The organism is Streptomyces sp. VRA16 Mangrove soil, from assembly GCF_017377775.1.
Lineage (GTDB): Bacteria > Actinomycetota > Actinomycetes > Streptomycetales > Streptomycetaceae > Streptomyces.
In genome coordinates, this window is record NZ_JAFVLN010000001.1 from 204,964 (window position 1) to 229,459 (window position 24,496).

Sequence of the window (24,496 nt, forward strand, 5' to 3'; positions counted from 1 at the left end):
GAGCGCACATCCCCACGCCGCGACGGGCGCGGGAACGCACGTCGACTTCCCCCCGGCCCGCCCAGCACGGCCTTCAGACCTGCACAGCGCTCCGCACCCACCCGCAGAAACACAGGAGATGCTCATGCCCGCGGTCCTGCGCCGACTGGCGGCGATCCTCGTCGCCGTCGGCCTGCTCTTCACCACACCGGCCCTCGACGCGCACCAGCGAGCCGAGGCCGCCGAACCCGGCTATCTCATGGTGCACTTCACCGGCGACTCGGCAACCGGCCAGCAGCTGTACCTCGCGCACAGCACGGACGGCCTGCACTGGAACGACCTCAACGGCGGAGCACCGATCCTGCGCTCCACGATCGGGACGAAGGGGGTGCGCGACCCCGCACTGATCCGCTCGCCCGACGGAAGCCGCTACTGGATCATCGCGACGGACCTGTGCGTCCGCTGCGGCTCCACGTACGAGAACGGCAGCCCCAGCCTCGTGGTGTGGGAGTCGACAGACCTGGTCACCTGGTCCGAGCCGCGGCTGCTCAACGTCGCCGGCGCCATCCCCGACGGGCGCAACGCCTGGGCACCGGAGGCGATCTGGAACCCCGAGACCAACGACTACGTCCTGTACTGGGCCACGAACGCCACCGTGAACGGCGTCCTCAAATACCGCATCTACTACGCCCGCACCACGGACTTCCGCACGATCACCACCCCCCGGATCTGGATCGACCCGCCCGGCACCACCCCGGTCGTCGACACCCAGATGACCGAGGTGCCCGCCGGAGCCGGGAAATACCGCTACATACGGGTCTCCGGCGACGGCCGGAACTCGGTCGAGGGCAGCAACTCGATCCTGGGGACCTGGACCGACCTCGGCACCCTTTCCAGCCTGGGCCTCACCGGGAATGTGGTCGAAGGCCCGGTGTGGATGAAGTTCAGGGACCGCGACGAGTGGGCGCTCTACATCGACTACAACAGCCCGCAAGGCGTACGCGAGTACCGGCCGATCCTGACGACCGACCCGTTCACGGTCGCCGACTACCGGATCCTGCCACCGGAGAGCTACGACATGGGCGGCACCGCGAAGCGCCATGGCGCGATCACGACGCTCACCGCCGCCGAGGAGAGCCGGGTGCTCGCCCGCTGGCCCCACACACCCGCCAAGCGGCTCCAGTCGTACAACTATCAGGACCGCTACGTGCGGCACGCCAACTTCGACGTGCGCATCGACCCCGCCGTCAGCCCCGCCGAGGACGCCCAGTTCCGGCCCAGACCAGGCCTCGTGGGCACCGGCACGGTCTCCTTCGAGTCGGTGAACTTCCCCGGCTACTTCCTGCGGCACGCGAACTACGACTTCCAACTGGTCCGCGACGACGGCACCGCCCAGTTCGCGGCGGACGCCACCTTCCGCCAGGTCCCGGGCCTCGCCGACGCGTCCTGGTCGTCCTTCCAGTCGTACAACCACCCCGACCGGTACATCCGCCACTACGCGTACCAGCTGCGCCTCGACCCGATCACCACGGCGACCGGCCGCAGCGACGCCACCTTCCACGTGACGAACTGACCCGCAGGCGACGGCGGCAGGGGAGGCCCGCTCCCCCCCCCGCCCCCGCAGTCCAGTTCACCCCCCCACCACACACGAAGGAGTTCTTCATGACCGAGCCGGCACCTCCCTCGGCTGGAAGGCATGAGATGAGCACCATCCCCCGTCCCTCGCGCAGGCTGTTCCTCGGCATGGCGGCAACCGTGCCCCTGGCCATGACCGGCGTGCTGAGCGCCGGCCGGCCGTCGAGGGCCGCGGCCGGCTCCCCGTACGTCATGGGCTACTTCACAGAATCACCCAGAGGTCTCGGCACGAGCTACGGCCTGCACCTGGCCGTCAGCACCGACGCACTCCAGTGGATGCCGCTGAACCAGAACAAGCCCGTCGTCACCCCCACCGGCGGTGACGGCGGGCTGCGCGACCCGTTCATCCTGCCCAAGCAGGACGGAGAGTCAGGTCATCCACGTATGGGACTCCGCCGACCTGCGCTCCTTTGACAACTACCGGCTGCTGAAGCTGCACGAGATGGACACGCACAGCTGGGCGCCCGAAGCGTTCTGGGACGCGTCGCGCGGCCAGTTCGCGATCATCTACTCGGCCGTCAACAGCAGCGGCCACAACGTGATCATGGTGAACTACACCACGGACTTCCGCACGGTCACGCCGCCCCAGGTCTTCTTCGATCCGGGGTACGACGTCATCGACGGCTCCCTCGCCATGAACAGCGGCGGCGTCAACTACCTGTACTTCAAAGCCCGCAACCGCCTCGTCGGGGCGAGGTCCAGCTCCCTCGAACCCGGCAGCTTCACCGTGTTCACCCCGGGCCTGGCCCCCCAGGGAGGCATCGAGGCCCCGATCCTCGCCCAGGCCGACGGCACCTGGTACCTGTGGGGAGACGCCAACGCACTGTTCTACGCCTGGCAGACCGACGATCTGTCCACCGGCACCTGGACCGCGACCGACCGGCGCGTCTACACCCAGCCGCTGAACTCGAAGCACGCCACTGTCCAGCCGATCTCCCCAGCGGTGTACGACGGCCTGGTCGCCCGGTGGGGCAGGCCCGACTGGAACCGGCTGAAGTCCTACAACTTTCCGGACCGGTTCTGGCGGCACGCCGACTACCTCGGCCGCATCGACCCCTATCCGTTCGACCCGTACACCGACGCGCAATGGAAGCTGGTGCCCGGCCTCGCGGACGCCTCGGGTGTCTCCTTCCAGTCTGTCAGCCACCCCACCCGCTACCTGCGGCACTCGTACTACCTGCTTCGTCTTGACGTGAACGACGGCACCCCGCGCTTCGCACAGGACGCCACCTTCCACCGGACCGCCGGGCTCGCCGACGCGTCCTGGACGTCGTTCCGCTCCCACAGCCACCCCGACCGCTACATCCGCCACTACGACTACGCGCTGCGCATCGACCCGATCACCACCGCGGTGGGCCGGGCCGACGCCACGTTCTGCCTGGGCTACTGAGAGACCAAGGACTTCGCCGGACCTCACCCGAACTGAACGGAGTACACCCATGTCCTCAGGAAGACTCTCCCGTCGCACCCTGCTGGGTGCCGCGAGCGCCGCCGTGGCCGCGACCGCTCTGCCGACGCTCCCCGCGCTGACGCCCTTTGTGGCGCAGGCGGCCGCCGCAGACCCCCAGACCAACCTGGAGAAGTTGGTGAACATGCGGTTCGGCATGTTCAACCACTTCAGCCTGGGCACCTTCACCGACCAGGAGTGGGCCGCCCCGAACCAGAACCCCGCCCTGTTCGCCCCCACGGCCGTGGATTGCGCCCAGTGGGCGGCCGCCGCCAGGGCGGCGAAGATGAGCTACGGCATCCTCACGACCAAGCACCACGACGGCTTCGCCCTGTGGCCGAGCGCCTATGGCACCCAGAACGTCGCGAACAGCGGCTACAAGCAGGACGTGGTGAAGGCGTACTGTGACGCGTTCCGGGCGCAGGGGCTGAGGGTCGGGTTCTACTACTCGATATGGGACCGCACCTACGGAGTCGAGGCGTGGGAGAGCCGGCACAAGGTGTCCGGACTCGAAGTCACCGATGCCGTCCAGCCCAGCGACATGACCTTCATCCTCGGCCAGCTCACCGAACTGCTCACCAACTACGGCACCATCGACGTGCTCGTCACCGACGGCTACGGGTGGCAGATGGGGCAGCAGGCCGTCTCGTACCAGCGCATCCGCGAGCACGTGAAGTCCCTCCAGCCGGACATCGTCATGATCGACCACGGCGCGCTGTCGGTTCCCTTCCTGGGTGACGCGATCTACTTCGAGGAGCCGTTGGGCGTCTCCGCGCCGACGGGGAACACCTATGCCGCCACCCAGGGGCAGACGATCAGCTGGGGCTGGTTCTGGCATCCGAGGACAGCGACCGACAACCCGATGAGCAGGGACGCGATCCTGTCCCACCTGGCGGATCTGGAGCCGAAGTACACCTCGTTCATCCTCAACTGCCCGCCCAACCGCGACGGCAGGCTGGACACCAACATCGTCAACCGGCTCGCCGAAGTCGGGGCGGCCTGGAGCCCCGACCTCTCCCGGCCACCGCTGCCGCGGCAGCTGCCGCGCGCCGAACACCCGGTGACGCCCGTCAGCGCGTACGCGACCGGATTCCGCACGGGCGAGGGCCCGCTGAACGCCATCGACGGCCTGAGCGACCGCACCTACGAGACCTGCTGGTCCACTTGGGGCCTCTCGCCGGCCCTGCCGCACTCGATCACGATCGATCTCGGCGGCGTGTGGAGCAACATCTCCACCCTGGAGTACCTGCCCAAGCAGTGGAACCGCACCGACACCGCCGACGGGGACATCACCTCGTACACCGTCTCCACGAGCACCGACGGCACGAACTTCACCCAGGTCGCCACCGGCACCTGGACCGCCGACCGCGCCACCAAGATGGCCGAATGGCCCGCCCGCGACGCCGGCTTCGTACGGTTCCAGGCGAACGCCGCCGCCGGCGGCTACGCCAACATGGGCGGCGTCCACATCGGCGGCCGGACGGCCAAGCCGGCCCTGGTGTCCACCACGCTGCCCGGCGACGGCACCGTCTACCGGCTCGCCGCCCGGCACAGCGGCAAGGTCGCCGACGTGAAGGCCGGGGGCACCGCGAACAACACCAGCGTCATCCTGTGGCCGTGGCGTGCCGCGAACAACCAGAAGTGGACCTTCGCCTCCACCGGCGACGGCTACTACGAGATCAAGGGCGTGGGCAGCGGCAAGCTGATGGAGGTCTCGGCGCTCTCCCGCGCCGACGGCGGCACGGTCGGCATCTGGTCGGACGCGGACGCACCGCAACAACACTGGGCCGTCAGACCCACCGGCGACGGCTTCTCCTTCCTCATCAACCGCTACAGCGGCCTCTGCCTCGCCGTCGACGAGGGGAGCACCGCCGACGGCGCGGCCATCGAACAACAGCCGTACGCGGCACTGCCATGGCAGCAGTGGCAGATCATCGCCTTGTGAGGGTCCCGGCGGTGGGGCGCGCGCTGAAGGTACCGCCCCACCGCCGGACCCCGGCGCAGACGGTCAGGACCGGGGCAGCGCGACCGCGCCCCAGGCCACCACCGGCCCGGCCGCGACGATGCCGCAGGTGTCACCGATGAGCCGGCGGTGGAAGACGCGTCGGTCCACTCCCTGTACGTGGCTCAGCACCGGCGCTCCGTCGGTGGAGAACGGGGCGACGCCGACGATCGTGGGCCCCCGCTGTTCCAGGAGGCGCGGGCCATGGTCGCCGCGTGGCATGGTCTCGCTCTCGCGCGGCGCCTTGCGCTGACCAATCGGCGCGGTGACGTACGGCTTCTGCCCCTGGCCCACGACAAGTCGTCCGGCGCCGCGCCACCCGTCCGCAGGATCCTCCTGGCCGGTCCGTCCCGGCGCAATCGCAGTCCACGACACCGGCGGCGGCGTACCTCGACCGTGACCTGAGGGACCTGCGTGAGCCCGCGGTTGAGGAGGAAGACCGCGGCCCGGTCCTCGTCGACGGTCGCGACGGCAGCGACGACGGGCGTCTCGCCGTGGCGTGCCGTGCCGAAGGTCGGCAGCCCGGAGTTGGAGGAGCCGCGGACGACGAGTTCGAGGTCCGTGTCGGCCGTTCTCATCGCGCCGGCGGTTCAGGCCGAACTGGTTCGGCTCCCGTGCACGGCAGGCGAGGTCACGCCGCACCGGGCGCTTCTCGCGAGGGTCGACCGAGTCCTCCTGGACGTGGCGCTACTTGACGGCGCCTGCGGTCAGGCCCTGGCGCCAGAACCGCTGGAGACAGACGAAGGCGACGAGCAGCGGGATCAGGGACAGGAACGCACCGGTGATCGGCAGCAGCGTCGGCACGCCGCTCGCCTTCTCCGAGCCCCACTGCACCAGGCCCACCGTGACAGGCTGCAGTGAGGGGGAGTTGAGCATGAGGGAGGGCAGCAGGTAGTTGTTCCAGATGCCGACGAACTGGAACAGGAAGACGGTGACCAGGGCCGGAGACATCAGCGGCAGGGCGATCCGGAAGAAGGTGCGGCGTTCGCCCGCTCCGTCGAGGCGTGCGGCCTCGAGGAGTTCGTCCGGGACGGACGCCGCGGCGAAGATCCGGCACAGATAGACGCCGAACGGGCTGACGCAGCTGGGCAGCAGCACCGACCAGTAGGTGTTGGTGATGTCGAGCTTGGCCATGAGCAGGAACAGCGGCAGGGCGAACATCGGCGCCGGGATGAGCACCGAGGCGAGGATGACGTTGAACACGCTTTCGCGGCCGCGGAAGGTGAACTTGGACAGCGCGTAGCCGGCCATCGCGGACAGCAGAGTGCCGACGGTGGCGCCGGCGAGGCTGTACAGCGCGCTGTTGGCGAGCCAGGTGGGGAAGATGCCGTCCTCGAAGCTGAACACGTTCCTGATGTTGGTGACCAGGTCGAAGTGGGAGAACCACAGGGGTGCACCGGTGTAGAGGTAGCCCGAGGCCTTGGTCGAGGAGACGAACAGCCACCACAGCGGGATCACTGTGTACAGGGCCATCAGGCCCAGCAGGCCGTTGACGACGGTCTTGCTGGCGATGTCGGCGCCGCGGCGAGCCGGTCGGGCCGGTCGCGTCGGTCGGTCGGCCGGGATCACGCTCATGCCATCGCTCCCTTGCGCTGGTTGTACTTGAGGAATCCGAACGAGAGCACGAGGGTGATCAGCGCGAGCACGACGGACTGGGCGGCGGCCAGATTCTGGCTGCCCATGTCCATGGTCACGGTCGTGTTCATGATCGGGGAGAACTTCGGGTCGGCGCCCGGGACGCGCGTGCCGACCAGGACGGCCGGTTCGGTGTACAGCTGCGCCGTGCCGATGATGGAGAAGACCGTGGTCAGCATCAGCGCGGGACGCACCAGCGGGATCTTCACCGCCCGGGCCAGGCGCCATCCGGTGCAGCCGTCGAGCGCGGCGGCCTCCAGGACCTCGGCCGGGATCGTCTGGAGCGCGGAGTAGATGATCAGCATGTTGTAGCCGGTCCAGCCCCACGTGATCATGTTCCCGATCGAGACCGGAATCCACGACGCCGACAGGAAGTCGATGTCGACCCCGAGGTGGGCCAGTGGTCCGGTGAACGGTGAGAGGTCCTTGACCAGGAGGAAGGACCACATCAGCGCGGCGATCGCACCCGGCAGCGCATACGGCAGGAAGAACGTGAGCCGGAAGGACTTGCGCAGCCGGGCCGAGCGGGAGTCGAGCAGGAGCGCGAGCAGAAGGGCCAGGCCGAGCATGAACGGGACCTGGACACAGCCCAGCACCACGACCCGGACGATCGACGCGAGGAAGTCGTGGTCGCTGAGGGCGTCGGCGTAGTTGGACAGGCCCGCGAACTTCGTGGACTGTGCACCGCCGAACAGCCCGGCGCGGTGGACGGTGAAGAAGCTCTGGTAGATCGCGTACCCGATGGGCGCGACCATCATGGTCAGGAAGAGCACCGCGAACGGTGCCAGGAAACCGGACGCGGTCAACGCGCTGCGCCGGCCGGCGCGCCGCGGCCGATCGGCGCGGGAGGCACGGCGGGTGACCGCGGGCACGGGCCGCGGCGGTGACGCGGTCCGGGTGCTGCTGGGACTGCTCATGGAAACCTCACTGGGCGGTTCGTCGTCAGGGAACGGCCCCGCGGCGTCCGAAACGGGCGGCCGCGGGAACCCATCAGGGCGGCGGGAGTCCCGCTGCCTCAGCCGTTGGTGACCGACAGTCCGAGCTTCTTGATCGCGGTGACCGTCGAGGCCTGGACCTTGGTGACCGCCTGCGGCAGCGTGCCCTTGGCGAGGGCACCGGTGAAGTCCGTATCGACCTGCTGGAAGGTCGGGCCGTTGGTCCAGGTGCTGGGCACCTGCGCGGCGGAGGTCTTGTACACGTCACCGACCTTCTGGCCGCCGAAGTACGGGTCACCGCCCGTGAGTGACGGGTCGTCCTGTCCGGCCTTCGACGCCGGGTAGAGACCGCCTTCGATGCCCGTCTTCACGGCCTGCGGGTCACTGGACAGAAAATCGGCGAACTGCACTGCTTCGCGCGGCGTCTTGCACCCGGTCATCACCGAGGTGGCCGAGCCGCCGCCGCTGGCGCTCGTGCCGTCGCCCGCCTTCCAGGTCGGCATCGGGGCGACCCTCCACTTGCCGGCCTCGCCCTTCAGGTCCGACTTCAGACCGCCGGCGGCCCAGGCCGGGGCGACGAACGTCAGTACCTTGCCGGCTTCGGAGGCCTTGTTGAACTGCGGGTCCCACGCGCTGCCGTGCTTCGCCACCAGACCCTGGTCCTTCAGGTCCTGCCAGTAGGAGGCGACCTTGCGGGTGCCGGAGTTGTCGATGCTGACGGTCCAGCTGTCTCCCTTGGCCGAGTACCAGGACTGACCGGTCTGCAGGGTGAAGGACGCCAAACTGCCGGCGTCGGCCAGCACGGTTCCGAACTTCACACTGGAGTCGGCCGCGTTGACCTTCTCGGCATCGGCCTTGTACGCGGCCCAGGTGGCGGGCGGCTTGGTGATGTCGTACTTGGCGAACAGGTCCTTGCGGTAGTAGAGGACCATCGGGCCGACGTCCACCGGAACCCCGTAGATCTTGCCGCCGACGCTGGAGGACGAGACGGCCGACGGCACGTACTTGTCCATGCCGTCGCTCGCGTACTTCGTGATGTCCATGACCGAGTTCTTCACGAGCATCGAGGGGAGGTTCTGATACTCGATCTGGGCCAGACACGGTCCCTTGCCGGCGGTGATCGCGTTGCTGATCTGGGTGTAGCCCCCCTTGGGGCCCGACGGGATCTTCTTGAAGGTGACCTTGGCGTCCGGGTGGGCGGCGTTCCACTGATCGACGATCTTCTCGTAGCCGGCCCACCCCCAGAACTCCATCTTCACCGGCCCGCTGTGGCCCGATTCCTCGGCGGAGTCGTTCTTGTCGCTGCTGCACGCGCCGACGCCGAATGCCATGACGGCCGCGGTGGCCAGCGTCATGAGCCTGCGTGTGCGTATGGTGGTGCGGTCCATGTGAGGGAAACCCTTCGTGACGGGGACTGACTTTGCTGGACTGTCGGTGGGCGGGCGGCCAGGCCTGCCTACCGACTCGTGCTGAACTCCACGTGGAACACCGTCGGAACCGCGGCCAGGACGTCCGATGCCGACGGGCCCGGCCCGCAGGACGCGCTGCCGAGGCCGTGGTGCGCGTGGTCGAGATGGAGATGGAGTCGGCCGTCGCCGACCAGGTCGTGCTGGTGTGTCGCGGCGGCCAGGGCCGCGGTGCTCCACGGACGTACGGTCAGGTCGATGACCGGGTCGCCCGTGATGCGCAGGGTGCCGACCGCGGTGGTGATCTCGGCGCGGCGGACGCGGTGGCGGTTGCCGTTCTCCTGCGGACGTACATACGGGGTCTGCATCGCCGACACAGTGGACCGATAACGGCCGACGCGCGCGGCGGCACGGGAGTCGCGGTACGCCTCGCCAGGACCCAGGCCGAACCAGTCGACCTCGGCGTCGGTGCCCGGCAGCGACAGCGCGATCCCCAGCCGGGGCAGCGGCACCGACCATGCCCCGTGGGGGGTGACGGTGCACTCCAGCCGGAGCCGACCCCGGCCCGCGTCCGGTCCGCCGCCGGTCGTCCAGCGGTAGACGATGCCGAGCGCCGAGGAGGATCCGGCGGCAGCGAGCCGGGCGGTGACCGTGAGCCCTTGGGCGTCGGGCTCGACGCGCAGGACCTCATGGCGCATCCGGTGCAGTCCGGCATCGAGCCAGTCGGTGATCTGCGGCTCGCCGAACGCGTTGAGCAGGTCGTTGTCGATCGGGGCACGCCAGATGTCCAGCCTGGGCCCGTCGAGCTCCAGGCCACGGAGCGCGATCAACTGACCGCTGACGGCGTCGAACTGCGCGTGGCCCAGGGTGATGCGCCGGTCGTGGGCGAGTGCCGGCGCCGCCACGGAGGGGACGGGCGGGGCGGCGGGAGCCACGATCCGTCCCTGTGCCCAGGCGATCTCGTGACCGGCCTGGGCCCAGCTCTCGTCGGCGGCGAGCACCGCGGTCACGGTCAGCCACACCTCGCCGCCGGAGCCGTTCTCGCGTGCGGCGTCGAGCGCGGCGGCGACTTCCGCGGGCCATTCGCCGGTGGTCGTCGCGCCCGGAGCGGTCGAGGGCACCTTCAGTTCGCCGGAGCCCACGGGCTCACCGCCGTCCTCGACGCTCCACCGGAAGTCCAGGTACCCGGTGTCGCGGACGTGGTGCAGGTTGTGCACGCTGAACTGCCGCGTGGCCGTGGCGATACGGATCCGGACCGGCTCGACGACCTTCTTGTACTCGACCAGACCCGGCGACGGCGTGCGGTCGGGAAAGAGCAGCCCGTCGGCGACGAAACTGCCGTCGTGGACCTCCTCGCCGAAGTCGCCGCCGTAGGCGTAGAACGCGCGGGGCTCCTGCTGGTCGGTGAGCCGGGCGATCCCGTGGTCGATCCACTCCCAGACGAATCCACCGGCCAGGCGCGGATGCGCCTCGATGACCTGCTGGTACTCGGAAAGACCGCCGGGTCCGGTGCCCATGGCGTGTCCGTACTCGCACAGCACGAACGGCAGGGCGCGGCGGTGTGCGTCGTCGGCCGGATCGGCCGTCGGTGCCTCCTGGCCGCGTCCGATGGCGGCCAGTTCGTTCACGCCGATGTACATGCGGGAGTACAGGTCGACGTAGGAGCAGCTCTCCCAGTCTCCCTCGTAGTGGATCAGACGGCTGTCGTCGCGCCGACGGATCCACGCGGCCGCGGCCGCCAGATTGGATCCGGTGCCCGACTCGTTGCCCAGTGACCAGACGATGACCGAGGGGTGGTTCTTGTCGCGCTCCACCAGCCGCGCGGTGCGGTCCAGGTACGCCTCGCGCCAGGAGGGGTCGTCGCTGGGATTGCGGTGCCAGCCGCCGGGTTCGAAGCCGTGCGTCTCGACGTCGCCCTCGCAGAACACCCACAGGCCGTGCTCGTCGCACAGGTCCAGGAAGCGGTGGTCGGGCGGGTAGTGGGCGGTGCGTACCGCGTTGATGTTGTGCCGCTTCATCAGCAGCACGTCGTCGAGCATGGTGTCCTCGGTCAGGGTCCGCCCCGTCAGCGGATGCCATTCGTGGCGGTTGACCCCCCGCAGCGCGATCGGCCTGCCGTTCACGGTCAGGACGCCGTCCACGACAGCCACACTCCGGAAGCCGATCCGCAGCGGTATCCGCTCCCCGGTCTCGGAGACCAGTTCCCCCGCGTACAGACGCGGCTCCTCGTCCGACCAGGGCTCGACGCCGTCGATCACGTAGGGACCGGCCGGATCGGCGCCGGACATGCCGAGTTCGGGCACCGACAGCGACACCCCGCACGGGGCGGCGACGTCGACAGCCAGGGTGCCCTGCCCGGTGGTGTGGTCGAAGGTGGCGTGGACGAAGAAGTCCTCGATACCGCTGGCGGCTACGGACACCGACCGGAAGATCCCGGACAGCCACCACATGTCCTGGTCCTCCAGATAACTGCCGGACGACCACTGGTGCACGCGCACCGCGAGGACGTTGCGGCCGGGCCGCAACGCGGCGGAGACGTCGAACTCGGTGGTCACGCGGCTGCCCTTGCCGTCACCGAGCCGGATCCCGTTGAGCCACACCGCGAACGCGGAGTCGACGCCCTCGAACCGGAGCACGGCGGCCGACGCCGGAAACCCGTCCGGTACGTCGAACGCGCGGCGGTACTCACCGGTCGGGTTCTGCCGGGGCACCCGCGGCGGGTCGACCGGGAACGGGTACGCGATGTTGGTGTAGGCGGGAGCGCCGTGGCGTGGCTCGCCGGGCAGGCCGGTCAGCTGCCAGCAGGACGGCACAGCGAGCAGATCCCAGGCGCTGTCGTCGAAGTCCGGCGTGGCGAAGTCCGCCGTGAGGTCGTCCAGTCCTGCCGCCAGTCGGAAACTCCAGTCACCGTCGAGCGTGATCGTGGGCAGATCGGAGGCGAACGCGGCGCGTGGCCGCAGCCGTCCGGTGCCCGGCGACCGGTCCTCGACGTAGGCGTGGGGATTGAGGCCGTTCATCAGTGGACGTGTTTCCTCTCAAAAGGCCCCGTGGTGGCCGGAGACGGTGGGGAAGGACTGCGCCGGCGGCCCATAGGGGTGTGTGCCGTGGCAGGTCGGGCTGCGTGGGCGTCTAGCGGTCGCCCCGGGCGGGGCCACTGCTGTCCCGGATCGTCAGGGTCGGGCGCAGCAGCGATACGACGTTGGTCGGCGGCCGGCCGGACTCGATGGCGCGCAGCAGTAGTTCAACGGCCTGTTGGGCCATCTCGCGCTTGGGGAAGGTGACCGTGGTCAAGGCCGGCCGGATCCGCCCGACTTGGGCGATGTCGTCGAAGCCGACGACGCTGACGTCCTCGGGGACCCGCCGCCCGGACCGGACCACCGCCTCTATGGCGCCGATGGCCAGGACGTCGTGGGTGGCGAAGATCGCCGTCAGCTCCGGATCCGCCTCCAGGGCCGCGCAGGCCGCCGTGAAACCGCCGGCGGCATCGTCGCTGGTGCAGGCGAACACCTGGCGGTCGTCGAGCCCGTCGGCGGCGAACGCCCGGCGCAACCCCATGACGCGCGGAGTGTGCGCGGGAAGATCGGCGATCACCGCGACGTTCCGGTGCCCGAGGTCCCGCAGGTGGGATCCGGCCAGGAAGCCTGCGTGCTGGTAGTCGATGGACACCACCGGGAGGGTGGTGGGCGGGTCGCCCTCCCAGGCGAACAGCGCGACCGGGAAGTCGGCGGCGGCGAGCATCGGTAGCTGCTGTTCGGCGCCGTTGTCCCCGGCGACCAGCAGCGCGTCCACCGAGCGGGCCGTGAGGTTCTCCAGGTGGGTCCGGGTGTAGTCGGGGTCGTCGCGGGTCGTGGCCAGCAGCAGGTTGTATCCGTGGCCGACCAGGACGTTCTCCACCTCCTCGACCACTTCCGAATAGAACGCGTTGGCCACCGACGGCACGAAAAGGCCCACCGTCGACGTGCTGCCGGTGCGCAGTGAGCGCGCCACCAGGTTCGGCTTGTAGCCGAGTTCGGCGATCGCCTTGTTCACCTTCGCCAAGGTCTCCGGCCGTACCTTCTTGCCCGACACCACGTTGGAGACGGTCTGCTTGGTGACCCCCGCCCTCGCGGCCACGTCCGCCATTGTCACCACATGGTCTCCCTGAAAGATTTATCGATCCACGAAAGTGGCGTCAGCGTAGGGCGGGCGCGACGGTGGGGCAAGGCTTCGTACCGTGGCTGTGATTCAGCCGTTACAGAACAGGGCGAGGTTGCCATCGGCGGGTCGTGACGGTTGCCGCGACTTGTCGTGTGCGGAGCATTGACGGGTTCGGAAATACGGCAGTAACGTCCCCGCCACGCCCGATTACGTGGATCGGTCAACGCAGTGCCGTCACCCTGGGCCACCGCGCGCACCACCGCTCCACGTCGCTTCCCACCTCGCGCTCGGCGCGTGGAGGTGGCCCTTTCGGCCGCGACGGCCCAACGGCCGCGGTCCGGCCGCAGTATCGCGCATGCTCCGCGCCGTCTCCAGCAGGTGGGGCGCGGCTGAACAGACCTGGAAAGCTCCCGTCCGGATGGAGAGACAGGCATGAATCGACTGGCCGGCGGCGACGCCGACCCGAACCCCGCCCCTGCGCCGCACAGTTCGCGGATGCACCGCAGATCGCACATGCGGCGCTTCATCGCGGCCGCCGCGAGCGCCGGCCTCGCGGCGGCGGGCCTCCTGTTCGCAGGCACCGTCCCCGCCCACGCCGCGACCACCGTCCACACGTACGCGCCGACGGGGGTGGGCGGGGGTACGACGGCGTCCCCTGACGTGGCGTCCACCAAGTACCAGGTGGACGTCGCCGGTACGCCCGTCCAGGCGGTCAAGTACACCGCGAACCGCAACAACTTCGACATCGCGCGCTTCGCGTCGGACTCCCGGAACCCGACGATCACGGTCACCCTGCCCGGCACCACGATCGACACGGTGAACGTCTATCCGGCCCGCTATTACCCGTCCGGCAGCGTCAAGGTGAGCCCGGACAAGCACACCCTGACGTTCCGGATGTCGGCCGCCGCCAAGTTGAACCAGGCGATCGTGATGGTCAACGGCGATTCGACCAACGCCACCGGGCAGCCCTACCTGGCGGTCATCAACGATCCGCTGGAGGACACGGCCCAGCGGCCGGACACCGCGAGCGCACCGGACGGATCCGGGGTCAACCTGCGGACCGGTGTCCTCAACTTCCAGGAGTTCGCCGCGAAGTACCTCGCGGCGCACCCGAACAGCGAGGCTCAGAAGGCTCCCGCCGCGACGACGAGTTCCATGGCCGGCAAGACCGTCAACGGCACTGCCATCCCTGCCGGTCAGCAGAGCTCGGCCGGGAGCCTGGTGAGCGCCGGCAACGTCAATGTGCGGTACCCGAACGTGCGGGCGATGGCCGCGGACGACGTCACGTACGCCCTGAGGGCCGCGATCGACACCATCAAGGCACACCCCACGGAGCTCAACACGCTCTACTTCCCGAACGGCACATACGTGTCGTCCGGTCTCATGGTCAACGGCCTGGACGGCAGCAAGCTCAAGGGCGGCAAGCTGAGGATCTACACCGACGAAGGCGCCCTGCTGAAGAACCGCATCCAGGCATACATGGAGGCGTACGAGCCGGCCGTCGGGATCATCAACTCCAGCAACATCGAAGTCGACGGCCGCGGCGTCTTCGACGGCAACGGCGTGGCGAACTACCGCAGTGACCGGCACGACGCCAACAGCAGCCAGCACCAGGGCGGCGTCACGGTCATGCACTCGTCGGACGTCACGTTCAACGACACCTACGTGCGCGACGCGAAGCAGTGGAACTACGAGACCCACAGCGCCAAGCGCGTGAGGTTCAACAACATCAAGGCGCTCACCCCGTACGGCCAGCCGTGGATCGACGGGACGAACTTCGCGAGCGGCCAGGACATCAAGGCCGACGGCGTCTTCACCCTCGGCAACGACGACGCGTTCGCCTCCGGCCACTACAACCCCAGCGACGGATTCACCCCGCTGGCCTCCGGTGTGTGGAACAACTTCAAGCTCGGCACCGCCACGCCGGACATCCAGGGCTATGCCAACGCGGTAGGCGCCCACGACGCCGTCGCCGACGAGCTCGGGTTCGACAACTACCACTGGGACCACGAGGACACGAAGGACATCTCGGTCAGCAACACCCTGAACTGGTCCGTCGGTGCGGGCAACGCGATCCGGATCGGATGGAACGCGCGCGGATTCAAGAGCACCGGCTTCACGTTCGACAACTTCAACTCCGTGTCGCCGTGGGCCGGTGGCATCACCATGGGCGGCGCCCCCAACCCGTACTCGGGCCTGAGCGTCGTGATGAAGAACAGCTCGATCGACAACTCGCGCTTGGCCCAAGGGGCGATCGCGGTCTCCAACGGCAACGCCACCAATACCATCACCGCCGACCAGCAGGCGAACTACGGGTACGCCCCCAACCCCGACGGGTCGGGCACCACGTACACGTACACCAGGGCCCCGATCGGCACCTTCAAGCTCGACAACGTGTGGTTCTCGCAGCAGAGGACGACCAGCAGCTCGCTGAGCGGCATCACGCGCGCGACGCTGAACGACCTCCACGTCGCCCGCCAACTCGTCCAGTACACCAGCCAGTTCCCGCTGACGACGAGCGGGATCGGCACGCTGACCAACACCTACACGGACGCGAACGGCCAGACCCAGAACGTCAAGCCCGGCGCCCTCGCCGACGGCGACACCTGGGTGGGTGCGTGGACCGGTGACCAGTCCAAGAACAACTCCTCGGACCTGACCCTCATCACCCGCAACACCGGCGACGGCCTGATGGGCGAGCAGTACACCACCGGATCCGGGGACGGAAAGCTCTCCTACGTCCGGTTCCCCCTCACCGGCCTCACCAAGGCGCCGAGCAAGGCGACACTCCATCTCACCTACGTCGGCCACCGCTCCGCGTCGGTTCCGGCGACCGACACCGACCAACTCCTCGTGCAACCCGTCAGCGACACCACTTGCACGGGCGGCGGCGCGTCCTGCCCGGTCAACACCATGACCTGGCAGAACCGGCCGAGCTTCACCGCCACGGACTCCTCCGTCGCCAAGTCGACCACCTTCACCCTCGGATCGACCGTCGTCCCCGAGGGCGGCGGGACGCACCAGGACAACGCCATCGACGGCCGCGACATCACCGTCGACATCAGCTCCTTCGTCCAGGACGCCTACACGGCCGGTCGGTCCTCACTCCTGCTCGCCGTCGGCAACGCGGGCGGCACCGACCACGAACTGCGCTTCGTCAGCTCCGAAGGCGCCGCCGGCTCCGGAAAGCTCACCCAGGGGACCGCCGGGATGGCGCCCGACGTGACCATGACCCCGTAGCCACCTCAGGCCGGTCCGTCCCCGCGGGGCGGGCCGGCCTCAGCCGTCCGGTTCTGCCGTCGACCTCTCATCCAGCCACCGCGTGTCTGGCAAAGCGCTGTCCACCACCGCGCCCGCACCGCTGGACGGCGCGGCATCCCTGTGCTCAGGCACCGGGCCATCCGGTCCGGCCGTTCCGAGGAAGCGGCGCGGGCGACCGCGGCACACCTCGACAGAAGGTCGACATGCGCAGACTCGCCGGCCCCGCAGGCCGATGCGGCGACGTGCCGGCGTGCCATGCGGATGGTGCACCCGGACGCCCTGGTCGTCCGTCCACAACAAACACGCGCAGGAGAGCTGCACCCAACACCCCGCTCGCGACCGGGGTGCCGAGCGACCGCCCGCCGAGGAGTGCCGCCCGCCCGTTCGGTGACCGACCGAGCGCGCCCCATCCCATCGAGGAGTACCCATGCCGGACCGTTCCGTCAATCGCAGACGGTTTCTCACAGCCGCCGCACTGACCGCGGGAGCCGCCGCGCTGCCCGGCGGCCAGCTCTCCGGCAGGGCCGCGGCCCTGCCGTCACAGATCACGCTCCCTGACCGCGGCATCCACGACACGTCCCCCGCCGCCACCTGGACCGGCGGCTTCCTCACCGGCAACGGCGAATACGGGGCCGTGCTGTACGGTGCGCCCGACCTGGAGAAGGTGGTGTTCAACTACCACCGGCTGGTCCTGCCCAACGGCACCCGCGACCTCACCCCACCGGTCATCTCCGGCCGTCTCGACGGCGTACGCGACAAGGCTCTCGCCGGTGACTACGCGGGGGCCAACCGCGACTTCGCCGCCGGATGGTCGCTGCGCTGGACACAGGCCTACCACCCCGCGTACGAACTGCGTATCGCCACCCCCGGGGCTACCACGGTCGACAACTATGTGAGGGTCACCGACTTCCGTTCCGGGGAGGTGAGTTCGAGCTGGACGGACCAGTACGGCACCTGGACCCGCCGGGCGTTCGTCTCCCGGGCCGACAAGGTGATCGTCCAGGAACTGATCCCCGCTCCGGGCCGCACCGTCGACACCACGCTGGGTGTCCACACCGCCCTCGACGGCCTGCCCGCCGACCTGAGCTTCACCACACGTGCCACCGTCACCGGCACGTCCGGCTACCTCAACCTGCGCGGCACCTACGCCTCCGGCAAGGGCGCTTTCGGGTACGAGGGAGTCACCCGTGTTGTCGTCTCGGGCGATGACGCGGAACTCACCGCCGGCGGGCCCACGATCGTGGTCGCCAAGGCGGAAAGGGTGCTGCTCCTGACGAAGCTGGCCCGCTACGAGTCGCCCACCGGCTGGGACGCGGAGCCGTTGCACGCCCAGCTGGCCGCGCTCGACGCGCACTACGCCCCCCTGCGGCAGCGCCATACCGTCCGGCACGCCGACCTCTACGACCGGTCCCGCCTCGATCTGAACGTGACGCCCACCGACCGGCAGCTGCCTGTGGGCGACCTGATTGCCCGTCAGAACGCCGACCGCAGTGTCATCGACACCGCTCTGCTGGAACGTCTCTACGACTCCGGCCGCTATCTCTTCATCAGCTCCAGCGGCGTTCTGCCGCCCCGTCTCACCGGTATCTGGGCGGGTTCCTGGGGCGCCGCCTGGGCGGACGACTTCACCACGGACGCCAACGTCAACCTCCAGGTCGCGGGCGGCAACATCCTCGACACCACCGAGCTGATGGAGGGCTACACCCAGCTGATCCTCGGCCAGCTCGACCACTGGCGCACCAACGCGAAGAACCTCTACGGAGCCCGCGGCTTCCTCGCCCCGTCCCGCACCGACGGCGAGTACGGCCACATGCTGCACTTCAACAACGGATCCTTCCCCGGCCACACCTGGACCGGCGGCGCCGACTGGCTGCTCCATCCGCTCCTTGAGTACTACGAGGTCACCGGTGACCGGGCATTCCTGAAGGACAAGCTGGGTCCCGCGCTGATGGAACTCGCCCTGTTCTACGAGGACTTCCTCACCCGCACCGACGCGAACGGCAAGACGGTCTTCGTCCCGTCCTTCTCCATGGAGAACTCGCCGGGGAACACGGGTGTCTGCCTCGCGACCAACGCCACCGGCGACATCATGGCCGGCAAGCACGCACTGCGGGCGGCGATCGACGCGGCCGACGCCCTCGGGGTGGAGCAGGGTGAGGACGAGGGCGTGGCACGCTGGACGGCCCTGCTGAAGAAGATCCCCGCCTACCGTGTCAACGAGCAGGGCGCGCTGGCCGAATGGTCCTGGCCGAGTCTCACCGACCGCTACAACCACCGGCACGTACAGCACTTGTACGGTGCGTGGCCGCTGCACGAGATCAACCCCGAGGACGAGCCCGACCTGGTGCGCCCCGCGCAGCGAGCCCTCGAACTGCGCGGTGATCAGAACATCTCCGCCCACGGCAGTCTGCACCGCGCACTCGCCGGAGCCCGGCTGAAGGACGGCGGACAGGTCTACGGCAACCTGAGGAAGATCCTCGGCAACAACATGGTCTTCACCTCGCTGATGACCTCCCACAACCCGAACCTCGACATCTACAACGCGGACGCCGCCCATGCCATCCCCGGTGTCCTGGCCGAGGCGCTGTGCTACAGCCGGCCCGGAGTGCTGGAGCTCCTTCCCGCCCTTCCGGACCAGTTTGCCAAGGGGTCGCTCACCGGCCTCCGGGCCCGCGGCCGGATCCGCGTCCACCGCCTCTCCTGGGATCTGGCCGCGCGGACGGTCACGCTTTCCGTCACGTCCGCCGTCACCCAGGACGTGACACTGATCAGCCGCCGCGGCATGGCCTCCGTCACCACGAGCGCGACGGTCACCCCTTCGTCCCTGGGCACCCACGCGCGGAAGGTGTCGCTGACCGCGGGGCGGCGTACGAACATCGCCGTCTCCCTGCTCAGCGGGTACTTCCGGCTCGTCAACCGGGGCAGCGGCAAGGTGCTCGACGTCCGCAGCGGCAGCACCGCGGACGGCGCCGGGATCATTCAGTGGGCCTGGTCCGGGAGCGCGAATCAGCAGTGGCGGCTCCTCCCCGACGCGGACGGTTCCTTCCGCCTGGCCGCCCGCCACAGCGGCAAGATCCTGACCGGCCACGACAGTTCCGGACCGAGCGCCCAGCTCACCCAGGAACAGGACGGCAACCGCGACGACCAACACTGGAAGCTCGTCGAGGTGGACAGCGAGCACGTCCGGCTCGTCAACGTCCACAACGGCGGGTGCGCGGGCGTCGACGGCGGGTCGACGGCCGGCGGGGCCCCCGTCGTGTACCAGCCGGCCGACTCCGGCGCCCACCAGCAGTGGCGACTCGTCGCGCTGTGACCGGGCCCCCGGGGGCCGAAGCCGGTGGCGCGGACGGGTGTCGACAGCTGTCGGCGCCCCCGGCGGTCAGCCCGCCGGGAGCGTGTCGACCGAACGCCGGACCGGCAGCCGCAGCATCGCAATCGTGTTTGCTACGCCAAGGCAACAGCGGGCAGAAAGTGACTCACGTCACGTTACCTGCGGTATCTGGAACGCTGTGTCGCAGGTAAATTGCGGGTTACGCGCATGGGTGTAGCCACGAGTCTGAGCAAGCGTCAGCGCCCCGGGTGGTAGCGACCTTCGTCCCTGCCCTGCCCGGGTGCTCACGAGCGAGAGTGAGGACCTCCGCGATGGAGCCGCAGCATGTCGACGTCCTGGTCATCGGCGCCGGGATCTCCGGTATCAGCGCCGCGAGTCATGTCCTGCGGGACAACCCCGGCGCCTCTGTCGTCGTGCTGGAGCGCCGCGCCCGGGTCGGCGGCACGTGGGACCTTTTCCGGTATCCCGGGATCCGCTCCGACTCCGACATGCCCACCTTCGGATTCGGCTTCCGCCCCTGGCGCGACGCCCGCATTCTCGCCGACGGCGCGGAGATCCGTCAGTACGTGGAGGATGCCGCGGCCGACAGAGGGGTGCTGGAGCGCATCCGCTTCGGACGTCGTGCGGTCAGCGCCAACTTCGATACCAGTACCGGGCGTTGGTCCGTGGAAGTCGAGGTTGAGGGCGAGGGCGAGGGCGAAGGCGGTGGCGGTGGCGGTGGCGGTGGTGAGGCCGAGGGGGGTGGTGAGCGCGAGTCGTACAGCGCCGGTTATGTCGTCGGCGCGACCGGTTACTACGACTACGACGCGCCCTATCGGCCCGAGTTCCCCGGCGAGGCGGACTATCAGGGCACCTTGGTGCATCCTCAGCAGTGGCCCGAGAGGCTCGATTACGAGGGCAAGCGCGTCGTCGTCATCGGGTCCGGCGCCACCGCTGTCACCCTGCTGCCCGCGATGGCCGAAGACGCTGCGAAGGTCACCCTGCTGCAGCGTTCGCCCACCTACCTGCTCGCCCTGCCCAAGGTCGACCCGCTGAGCTCGGTGCTGCAGAAGCTGCGTGCCCCGGCCCGGCTGACCCACAAGATCGTGCGGACCCGCAACATCGCCCTCCAGCGCGGCAGTTACGCCTTCTGTCGCAGGTACCCGCGCCTCGCCCGCAAGGTCCTCCTCGGCCTCGTACGAGCCCAAGTGGGCAAGGGCGTCGACATGCGGCACTTCCGTCCGAAGTACAAGCCCTGGGACCAGCGGTTGTGCGTCGTTCCCGGCGGCGATCTGTTCAAAGTGCTCAAGAGCGGCAAGGCCGCCATCGCCACCGATCACATCGACACCTTCACCGCCGACGGCATCCGCCTCACGTCGGGCCAGGAGCTGAAGGCCGACATCGTCGTCACCGCCACCGGGCTGAGCGTCCGCCTGTTCGGCGGCATGGAAGTCGCCGTCGACGGCGCCCCGGTGGACATCACCAACCGCGTCCTCTACAAGGCCGTCCTGGTCGAGGGCGTACCCAACATGTCCCTCGTCATCGGCTACACCAACGCCTCCTGGACCCTGAAGGCGGACCTGGCGGCCGCCTACACCTCCCGCCTGCTGGCCCATATGCGGCACCACGGGCACGACATCGCCACCCCGGTGGCCTCCGACGCCGACCGCTCGGAGTTCTCCGTCATGGGCGAGGCCCTCACCTCCGGCTACATCGCCCGGGCCGACCAGGTCATGCCGCGCCAGGGCACCCGCGACCCGTGGCGGCTGTGGAACAACTACTACCGCGACCGCGCCATGCTCCAGAACGCCCCCATCGACGACGGCCCGCTGCGTTTCGAGAAGGCGGACGCCACGTCCCCCGCACAGGAATCGACCCGCGCCGCCTGAACGCCACCGAGCAGACACAGCGAGGACGAAGATGAGCCCTGACCTGACCGCGAAGAAATTGACCGCAAAGACGTTGACCGCGAGCAAGCTGGCCGCGAAGAAGTCGACCGCGAAGAAGCCGACCGCGAACCTCCTGACCAAGGAGGCCTACGACGAACGTCTGCGGACCCTGTCCGAGGGCTCCGTCAACGTCAACTTCAACGCCTTCATCGACATCAAGTGGGACGACCCCGAGTTCGCCGTGGACACGAGCGACCCACGCTGGGTGCTCACCTCCGCGGACGCCCTGGGCGCCCACCCCTGGTACCAGAAGCAGTCGCTGGAGACGCAGATCCGTATCGGGATCTGGCGCTGGGCGGTGATCGCCAAGGTGGGCATGCAGTTCGAGAACCTGCTCATGCGCGGGGCGCTCGACTACATCTACCACCTGGGCAACCAGAACCAGGAGTTCAGGTATCTCACCCACGAGATCACCGAGGAGACCCACCACACCCAGATGTTCCAGGAGCTGGTCAACCGCACCGGCATGGACACCGCCGGCGGCAAGCGCTGGTTCCGCCAGGTCAGCCGCATCCTGCCGCTGTTCGGCTCGATCTACCCCGAGGCGTTCTTCACCGGCATCCTCGCCGGCGAGGAGCCCATCGACCACCTGCAGAAGGGCGCTCTGCGCAGCGGCGAGCCGGTGCACCCGCTGCCCCGGCGGATCATGCAGATCCACATCGCCGAGGAAGCCCGGCACATCTCCTTCGCCCACGAGTTCCTGCGGCTGCGCGTCCCGCGCTTCGGCAAGGCCCGCCGCGGCGCCCTGTCCGTCCTCTTCCCGCTGATCATGCGCATCCTGTGCGACGTCATCATGATCCCGGACCGGAAGTCCGCCGAGCTGGTCGGCATCCCGGACTCGGTGATCAAGGACGTCTTCTGGAAGTCCGAGGCCGGCCAGAAGATGCTCCAGGAGCTCTTCTCCGACGTGCGGATGCTCGCCCAGGACATCGGCCTGATGAACAAGGTGTCCCGCCCGCTGTGGAAGGCGCTGCGCATCGACGGCCGCCCGGCCCGCTTCCGCGGCGAGCCCGCCCCGCTCGCCGACTGATCACCCTGAGCACCCCCGCCCGCTGGACCGACTGGACCGACTCAACCGACTGGACCGACTCAACCGACTCAACCGACTGAACCGAACTGACCGCCCGAACGGAGACCAGCCCGCCGTGCCGTACGTCGTCACCCGATCCTGCTGCGCCGACGCCTCCTGCGTGCTGGCCTGCCCGGTCAACTGCATCCACCCCGCGCCGGGCGAGCCAGGCTTCGGGTCCGCCGAGATGCTCTACGTGGATCCGCGTACCTGCGTGGACTGCGGTGCCTGCACGACGGCCTGCCCGGTGGACGCACTCAAGCCCCACACGGCCCTCACCGACGGGGAGTTGCCCTTCCTTGAGCTGAACGCCGCTTATTACAGGGAGAATCCGCACGCCGACCGCACGCCGATGTACGTCGTGCCCCGACAACGCAACCTTTCCGACGGTGAGTTGAGCGTGGCCGTCATCGGAGCCGGACCGGCCGGCCTCTTCGCCGCCGACGAACTTCTGCGCCATCCCGGCGTGCGCGTCACCGTCTACGACCGGCTCCCGACCCCGTACGGACTCGTCCGCGCCGGCGTCGCACCGGACCACCAGGACACCAAGCAGGTCACCGAGCTCTTCCGCGCCATGGAGTCGCAGCCCGGTTTCAGCTACCGCCTCGGTGTCGAGATCGGCACCGACCTCACCCACGCCGACCTCCTGCGCGCACACCACGCGGTGATCTACGCCGTGGGCGCCGCGACCGACAGACGCCTCGGCATCGAGGGCGAGGACCTGCCCGGCAGCGTCTCCGCCACGGACTTCGTCGCCTGGTACAACGGCCACCCCGACCGCGCCCACGACGACTACGCCCTCGACTGCGCACGCGCGGTCGTCATCGGCAACGGCAACGTCGCCCTCGACGTCGCCCGCATCCTCACCGCCGACCCCGAAGCGCTCGCCCGCACCGACATCTCCGACCGCGCGCTCGCAAGGCTGCGCACCAGCAAGGTCCGTGAGGTCGTGCTCCTCGGCCGTCGCGGACCTGCCCAGGCGGCGTTCACCGTGCCCGAACTCCTCGCGCTCGGCGCCTTGGAGGACGTGGACGTCAGCGTCGAGGGCTGGCCGGACGGCCTGGCGTCCGATGCCACGGAGAAGACCCGGCTGCTCGCGGACCTGGCCGCGCGCGCACCGGTCGCGGGCCGTCGCCGTATCGTGCTGCGCTTCCTGGCGAGCCCGGTGCGCCTCATCGGGGACGGCCGCGTGCGAGCCCTGGAGATCACCGGCACGGAACTGCGCACGGACGACTACGGGACCGTCCGCGCCGTCCCGGCCACCGGTGACACCCACACCCTGGAGACCGGCCTCGTCCTGCGCTCCGTCGGCTACCGGGCCCGGCCCGTGCCCGGCCTGCCCTTCGACGAGGCCGACGCGACCGTCCCGCACGAGGCCGGCCGGGTCGAGCCCGGTGTCTATGTCGCGGGCTGGATCAAGCGCGGGCCGACCGGCTTCATAGGGACGAACAAGACCTGCGCCCACGAGACGGTCCAGTCCCTCCTGGACGACTTCGTCGCCGGCCGCCTCACGCGGCCGCTGTCCGGCGTCACCGTGGCGGCAGGCGCCCTCGACCTGCACGCCTGGCGGGCGATCGACCACGTGGAACGAACGGCAGGAGAGGCCACGGGCCGCCCCCGCGTCAAACTCACGGACACGGACTCACTGCGTCATGCGGCGGCACAACGCGCAGCCCCCACAATTCCCACAACCCCCACAGCCCCCGCAGCCGGCAAAGGCTGAACAACAGG

13 protein-coding genes and 1 pseudogene are annotated in these 24,496 nt (G+C 69.2%); 8 read left to right on the forward strand and 6 right to left on the reverse strand.

The window, feature by feature from the left end:
- The first annotated feature begins 124 nt into the window (after nt 1-124).
- The 3 genes and pseudogenes from J3486_RS00885 (at nt 125) to J3486_RS00895 (ending at nt 5,006) form a co-directional block, all read left to right on the forward strand.
- Nucleotides 125-1,552, forward strand: coding sequence for a glycoside hydrolase family 43 protein (locus tag J3486_RS00885; RefSeq protein WP_207817961.1), 1,428 nt, complete (start codon nt 125-127; stop codon nt 1,550-1,552).
- Between the two features lie 128 nt (nt 1,553-1,680).
- Nucleotides 1,681-3,004: pseudogene (locus J3486_RS00890) on the forward strand (glycoside hydrolase family 43 protein).
- A 49-nt stretch (nt 3,005-3,053) separates the two neighbouring features.
- Complete coding sequence (locus J3486_RS00895) at nt 3,054-5,006, forward strand: alpha-L-fucosidase (protein ID WP_207817962.1); 1,953 nt, start codon at nt 3,054-3,056, stop codon at nt 5,004-5,006.
- 63 nt (nt 5,007-5,069) lie between these two features.
- Here J3486_RS00895 and J3486_RS00900 read toward each other — a convergent pair whose 3' ends face one another.
- The 6 genes from J3486_RS00900 to J3486_RS00925 all read right to left on the reverse strand — a co-directional run bounded on the left by J3486_RS00900 (nt 5,070) and on the right by J3486_RS00925 (nt 13,161).
- Nucleotides 5,070-5,438, reverse strand: coding sequence for a hypothetical protein (locus J3486_RS00900; RefSeq protein ID WP_207817963.1), 369 nt, complete (start codon nt 5,436-5,438; stop codon nt 5,070-5,072).
- Between the two features lie 312 nt (nt 5,439-5,750).
- Entirely contained in the window at nt 5,751-6,638 is an 888-nt protein-coding gene (locus tag J3486_RS00905; protein ID WP_207817964.1) for a carbohydrate ABC transporter permease, read from the reverse strand.
- Nucleotides 6,635-7,615, reverse strand: coding sequence for a carbohydrate ABC transporter permease (locus J3486_RS00910; RefSeq protein ID WP_207817965.1), 981 nt, complete (start codon nt 7,613-7,615; stop codon nt 6,635-6,637). Before J3486_RS00910 ends, J3486_RS00905 begins: the two co-directional genes overlap by 4 nt.
- 98 nt (nt 7,616-7,713) lie before the next feature.
- Complete coding sequence (locus tag J3486_RS00915) at nt 7,714-9,021, reverse strand: ABC transporter substrate-binding protein (RefSeq protein ID WP_207817966.1); 1,308 nt, start codon at nt 9,019-9,021, stop codon at nt 7,714-7,716.
- Between the two features lie 68 nt (nt 9,022-9,089).
- Entirely contained in the window at nt 9,090-12,056 is a 2,967-nt protein-coding gene (locus tag J3486_RS00920) for a glycoside hydrolase family 2 TIM barrel-domain containing protein (RefSeq protein WP_207817967.1), read from the reverse strand.
- Between the two features lie 112 nt (nt 12,057-12,168).
- Complete coding sequence (locus J3486_RS00925) at nt 12,169-13,161, reverse strand: LacI family DNA-binding transcriptional regulator (protein ID WP_229377485.1); 993 nt, start codon at nt 13,159-13,161, stop codon at nt 12,169-12,171.
- A 447-nt stretch (nt 13,162-13,608) separates the two neighbouring features.
- Here J3486_RS00925 and J3486_RS00930 point away from each other — a divergent pair, with 447 nt between their 5' ends.
- The 5 genes from J3486_RS00930 (at nt 13,609) to J3486_RS00950 (ending at nt 24,488) form a co-directional block, all read left to right on the forward strand.
- Nucleotides 13,609-16,416, forward strand: a complete 2,808-nt coding sequence (locus J3486_RS00930) for a hypothetical protein (RefSeq protein ID WP_207817969.1) — start codon at nt 13,609-13,611, stop codon at nt 16,414-16,416.
- 448 nt (nt 16,417-16,864) lie between these two features.
- The gene (locus tag J3486_RS00935; RefSeq protein ID WP_207817970.1) at nt 16,865-19,750 is read left to right on the forward strand and encodes a glycoside hydrolase N-terminal domain-containing protein; all 2,886 of its coding nucleotides are present in this window, start codon (nt 16,865-16,867) and stop codon (nt 19,748-19,750) included.
- A gap of 329 nt (nt 19,751-20,079) precedes the next feature.
- On the forward strand, nt 20,080-21,636 hold the full coding sequence (locus tag J3486_RS00940) for an NAD(P)/FAD-dependent oxidoreductase (protein ID WP_207817971.1): 1,557 nt from the start codon (nt 20,080-20,082) through the stop codon (nt 21,634-21,636).
- A 31-nt stretch (nt 21,637-21,667) separates the two neighbouring features.
- Nucleotides 21,668-22,726, forward strand: coding sequence for a diiron oxygenase (locus J3486_RS00945; protein WP_229377304.1), 1,059 nt, complete (start codon nt 21,668-21,670; stop codon nt 22,724-22,726).
- Nucleotides 22,727-22,841: 115 nt separating this feature from the next.
- A complete protein-coding gene (locus J3486_RS00950) occupies nt 22,842-24,488 on the forward strand; it encodes an FAD-dependent oxidoreductase (protein WP_207817972.1) in 1,647 nt (548 codons plus the stop codon).
- The last annotated feature ends 8 nt before the right edge of the window (nt 24,489-24,496 follow it).

Coding starts and splice junctions, on each gene's coding strand:
- J3486_RS00885 (WP_207817961.1), top strand. CDS start 125: ATGCCCGCGGTCCTGCGCCGACTGGCGGCGATCCTCGTCGCCGTCGGC.
- J3486_RS00895 (WP_207817962.1), top strand. CDS start 3,054: ATGTCCTCAGGAAGACTCTCCCGTCGCACCCTGCTGGGTGCCGCGAGC.
- J3486_RS00905 (WP_207817964.1), bottom strand. CDS start 6,638: ATGAGCGTGATCCCGGCCGACCGACCGACGCGACCGGCCCGACCGGCT.
- J3486_RS00910 (WP_207817965.1), bottom strand. CDS start 7,615: ATGAGCAGTCCCAGCAGCACCCGGACCGCGTCACCGCCGCGGCCCGTG.
- J3486_RS00915 (WP_207817966.1), bottom strand. CDS start 9,021: ATGGACCGCACCACCATACGCACACGCAGGCTCATGACGCTGGCCACC.
- J3486_RS00920 (WP_207817967.1), bottom strand. CDS start 12,056: ATGAACGGCCTCAATCCCCACGCCTACGTCGAGGACCGGTCGCCGGGC.
- J3486_RS00925 (WP_229377485.1), bottom strand. CDS start 13,161: ATGGCGGACGTGGCCGCGAGGGCGGGGGTCACCAAGCAGACCGTCTCC.
- J3486_RS00930 (WP_207817969.1), top strand. CDS start 13,609: ATGAATCGACTGGCCGGCGGCGACGCCGACCCGAACCCCGCCCCTGCG.
- J3486_RS00935 (WP_207817970.1), top strand. CDS start 16,865: ATGCCGGACCGTTCCGTCAATCGCAGACGGTTTCTCACAGCCGCCGCA.
- J3486_RS00940 (WP_207817971.1), top strand. CDS start 20,080: ATGGAGCCGCAGCATGTCGACGTCCTGGTCATCGGCGCCGGGATCTCC.
- J3486_RS00945 (WP_229377304.1), top strand. CDS start 21,668: ATGAGCCCTGACCTGACCGCGAAGAAATTGACCGCAAAGACGTTGACC.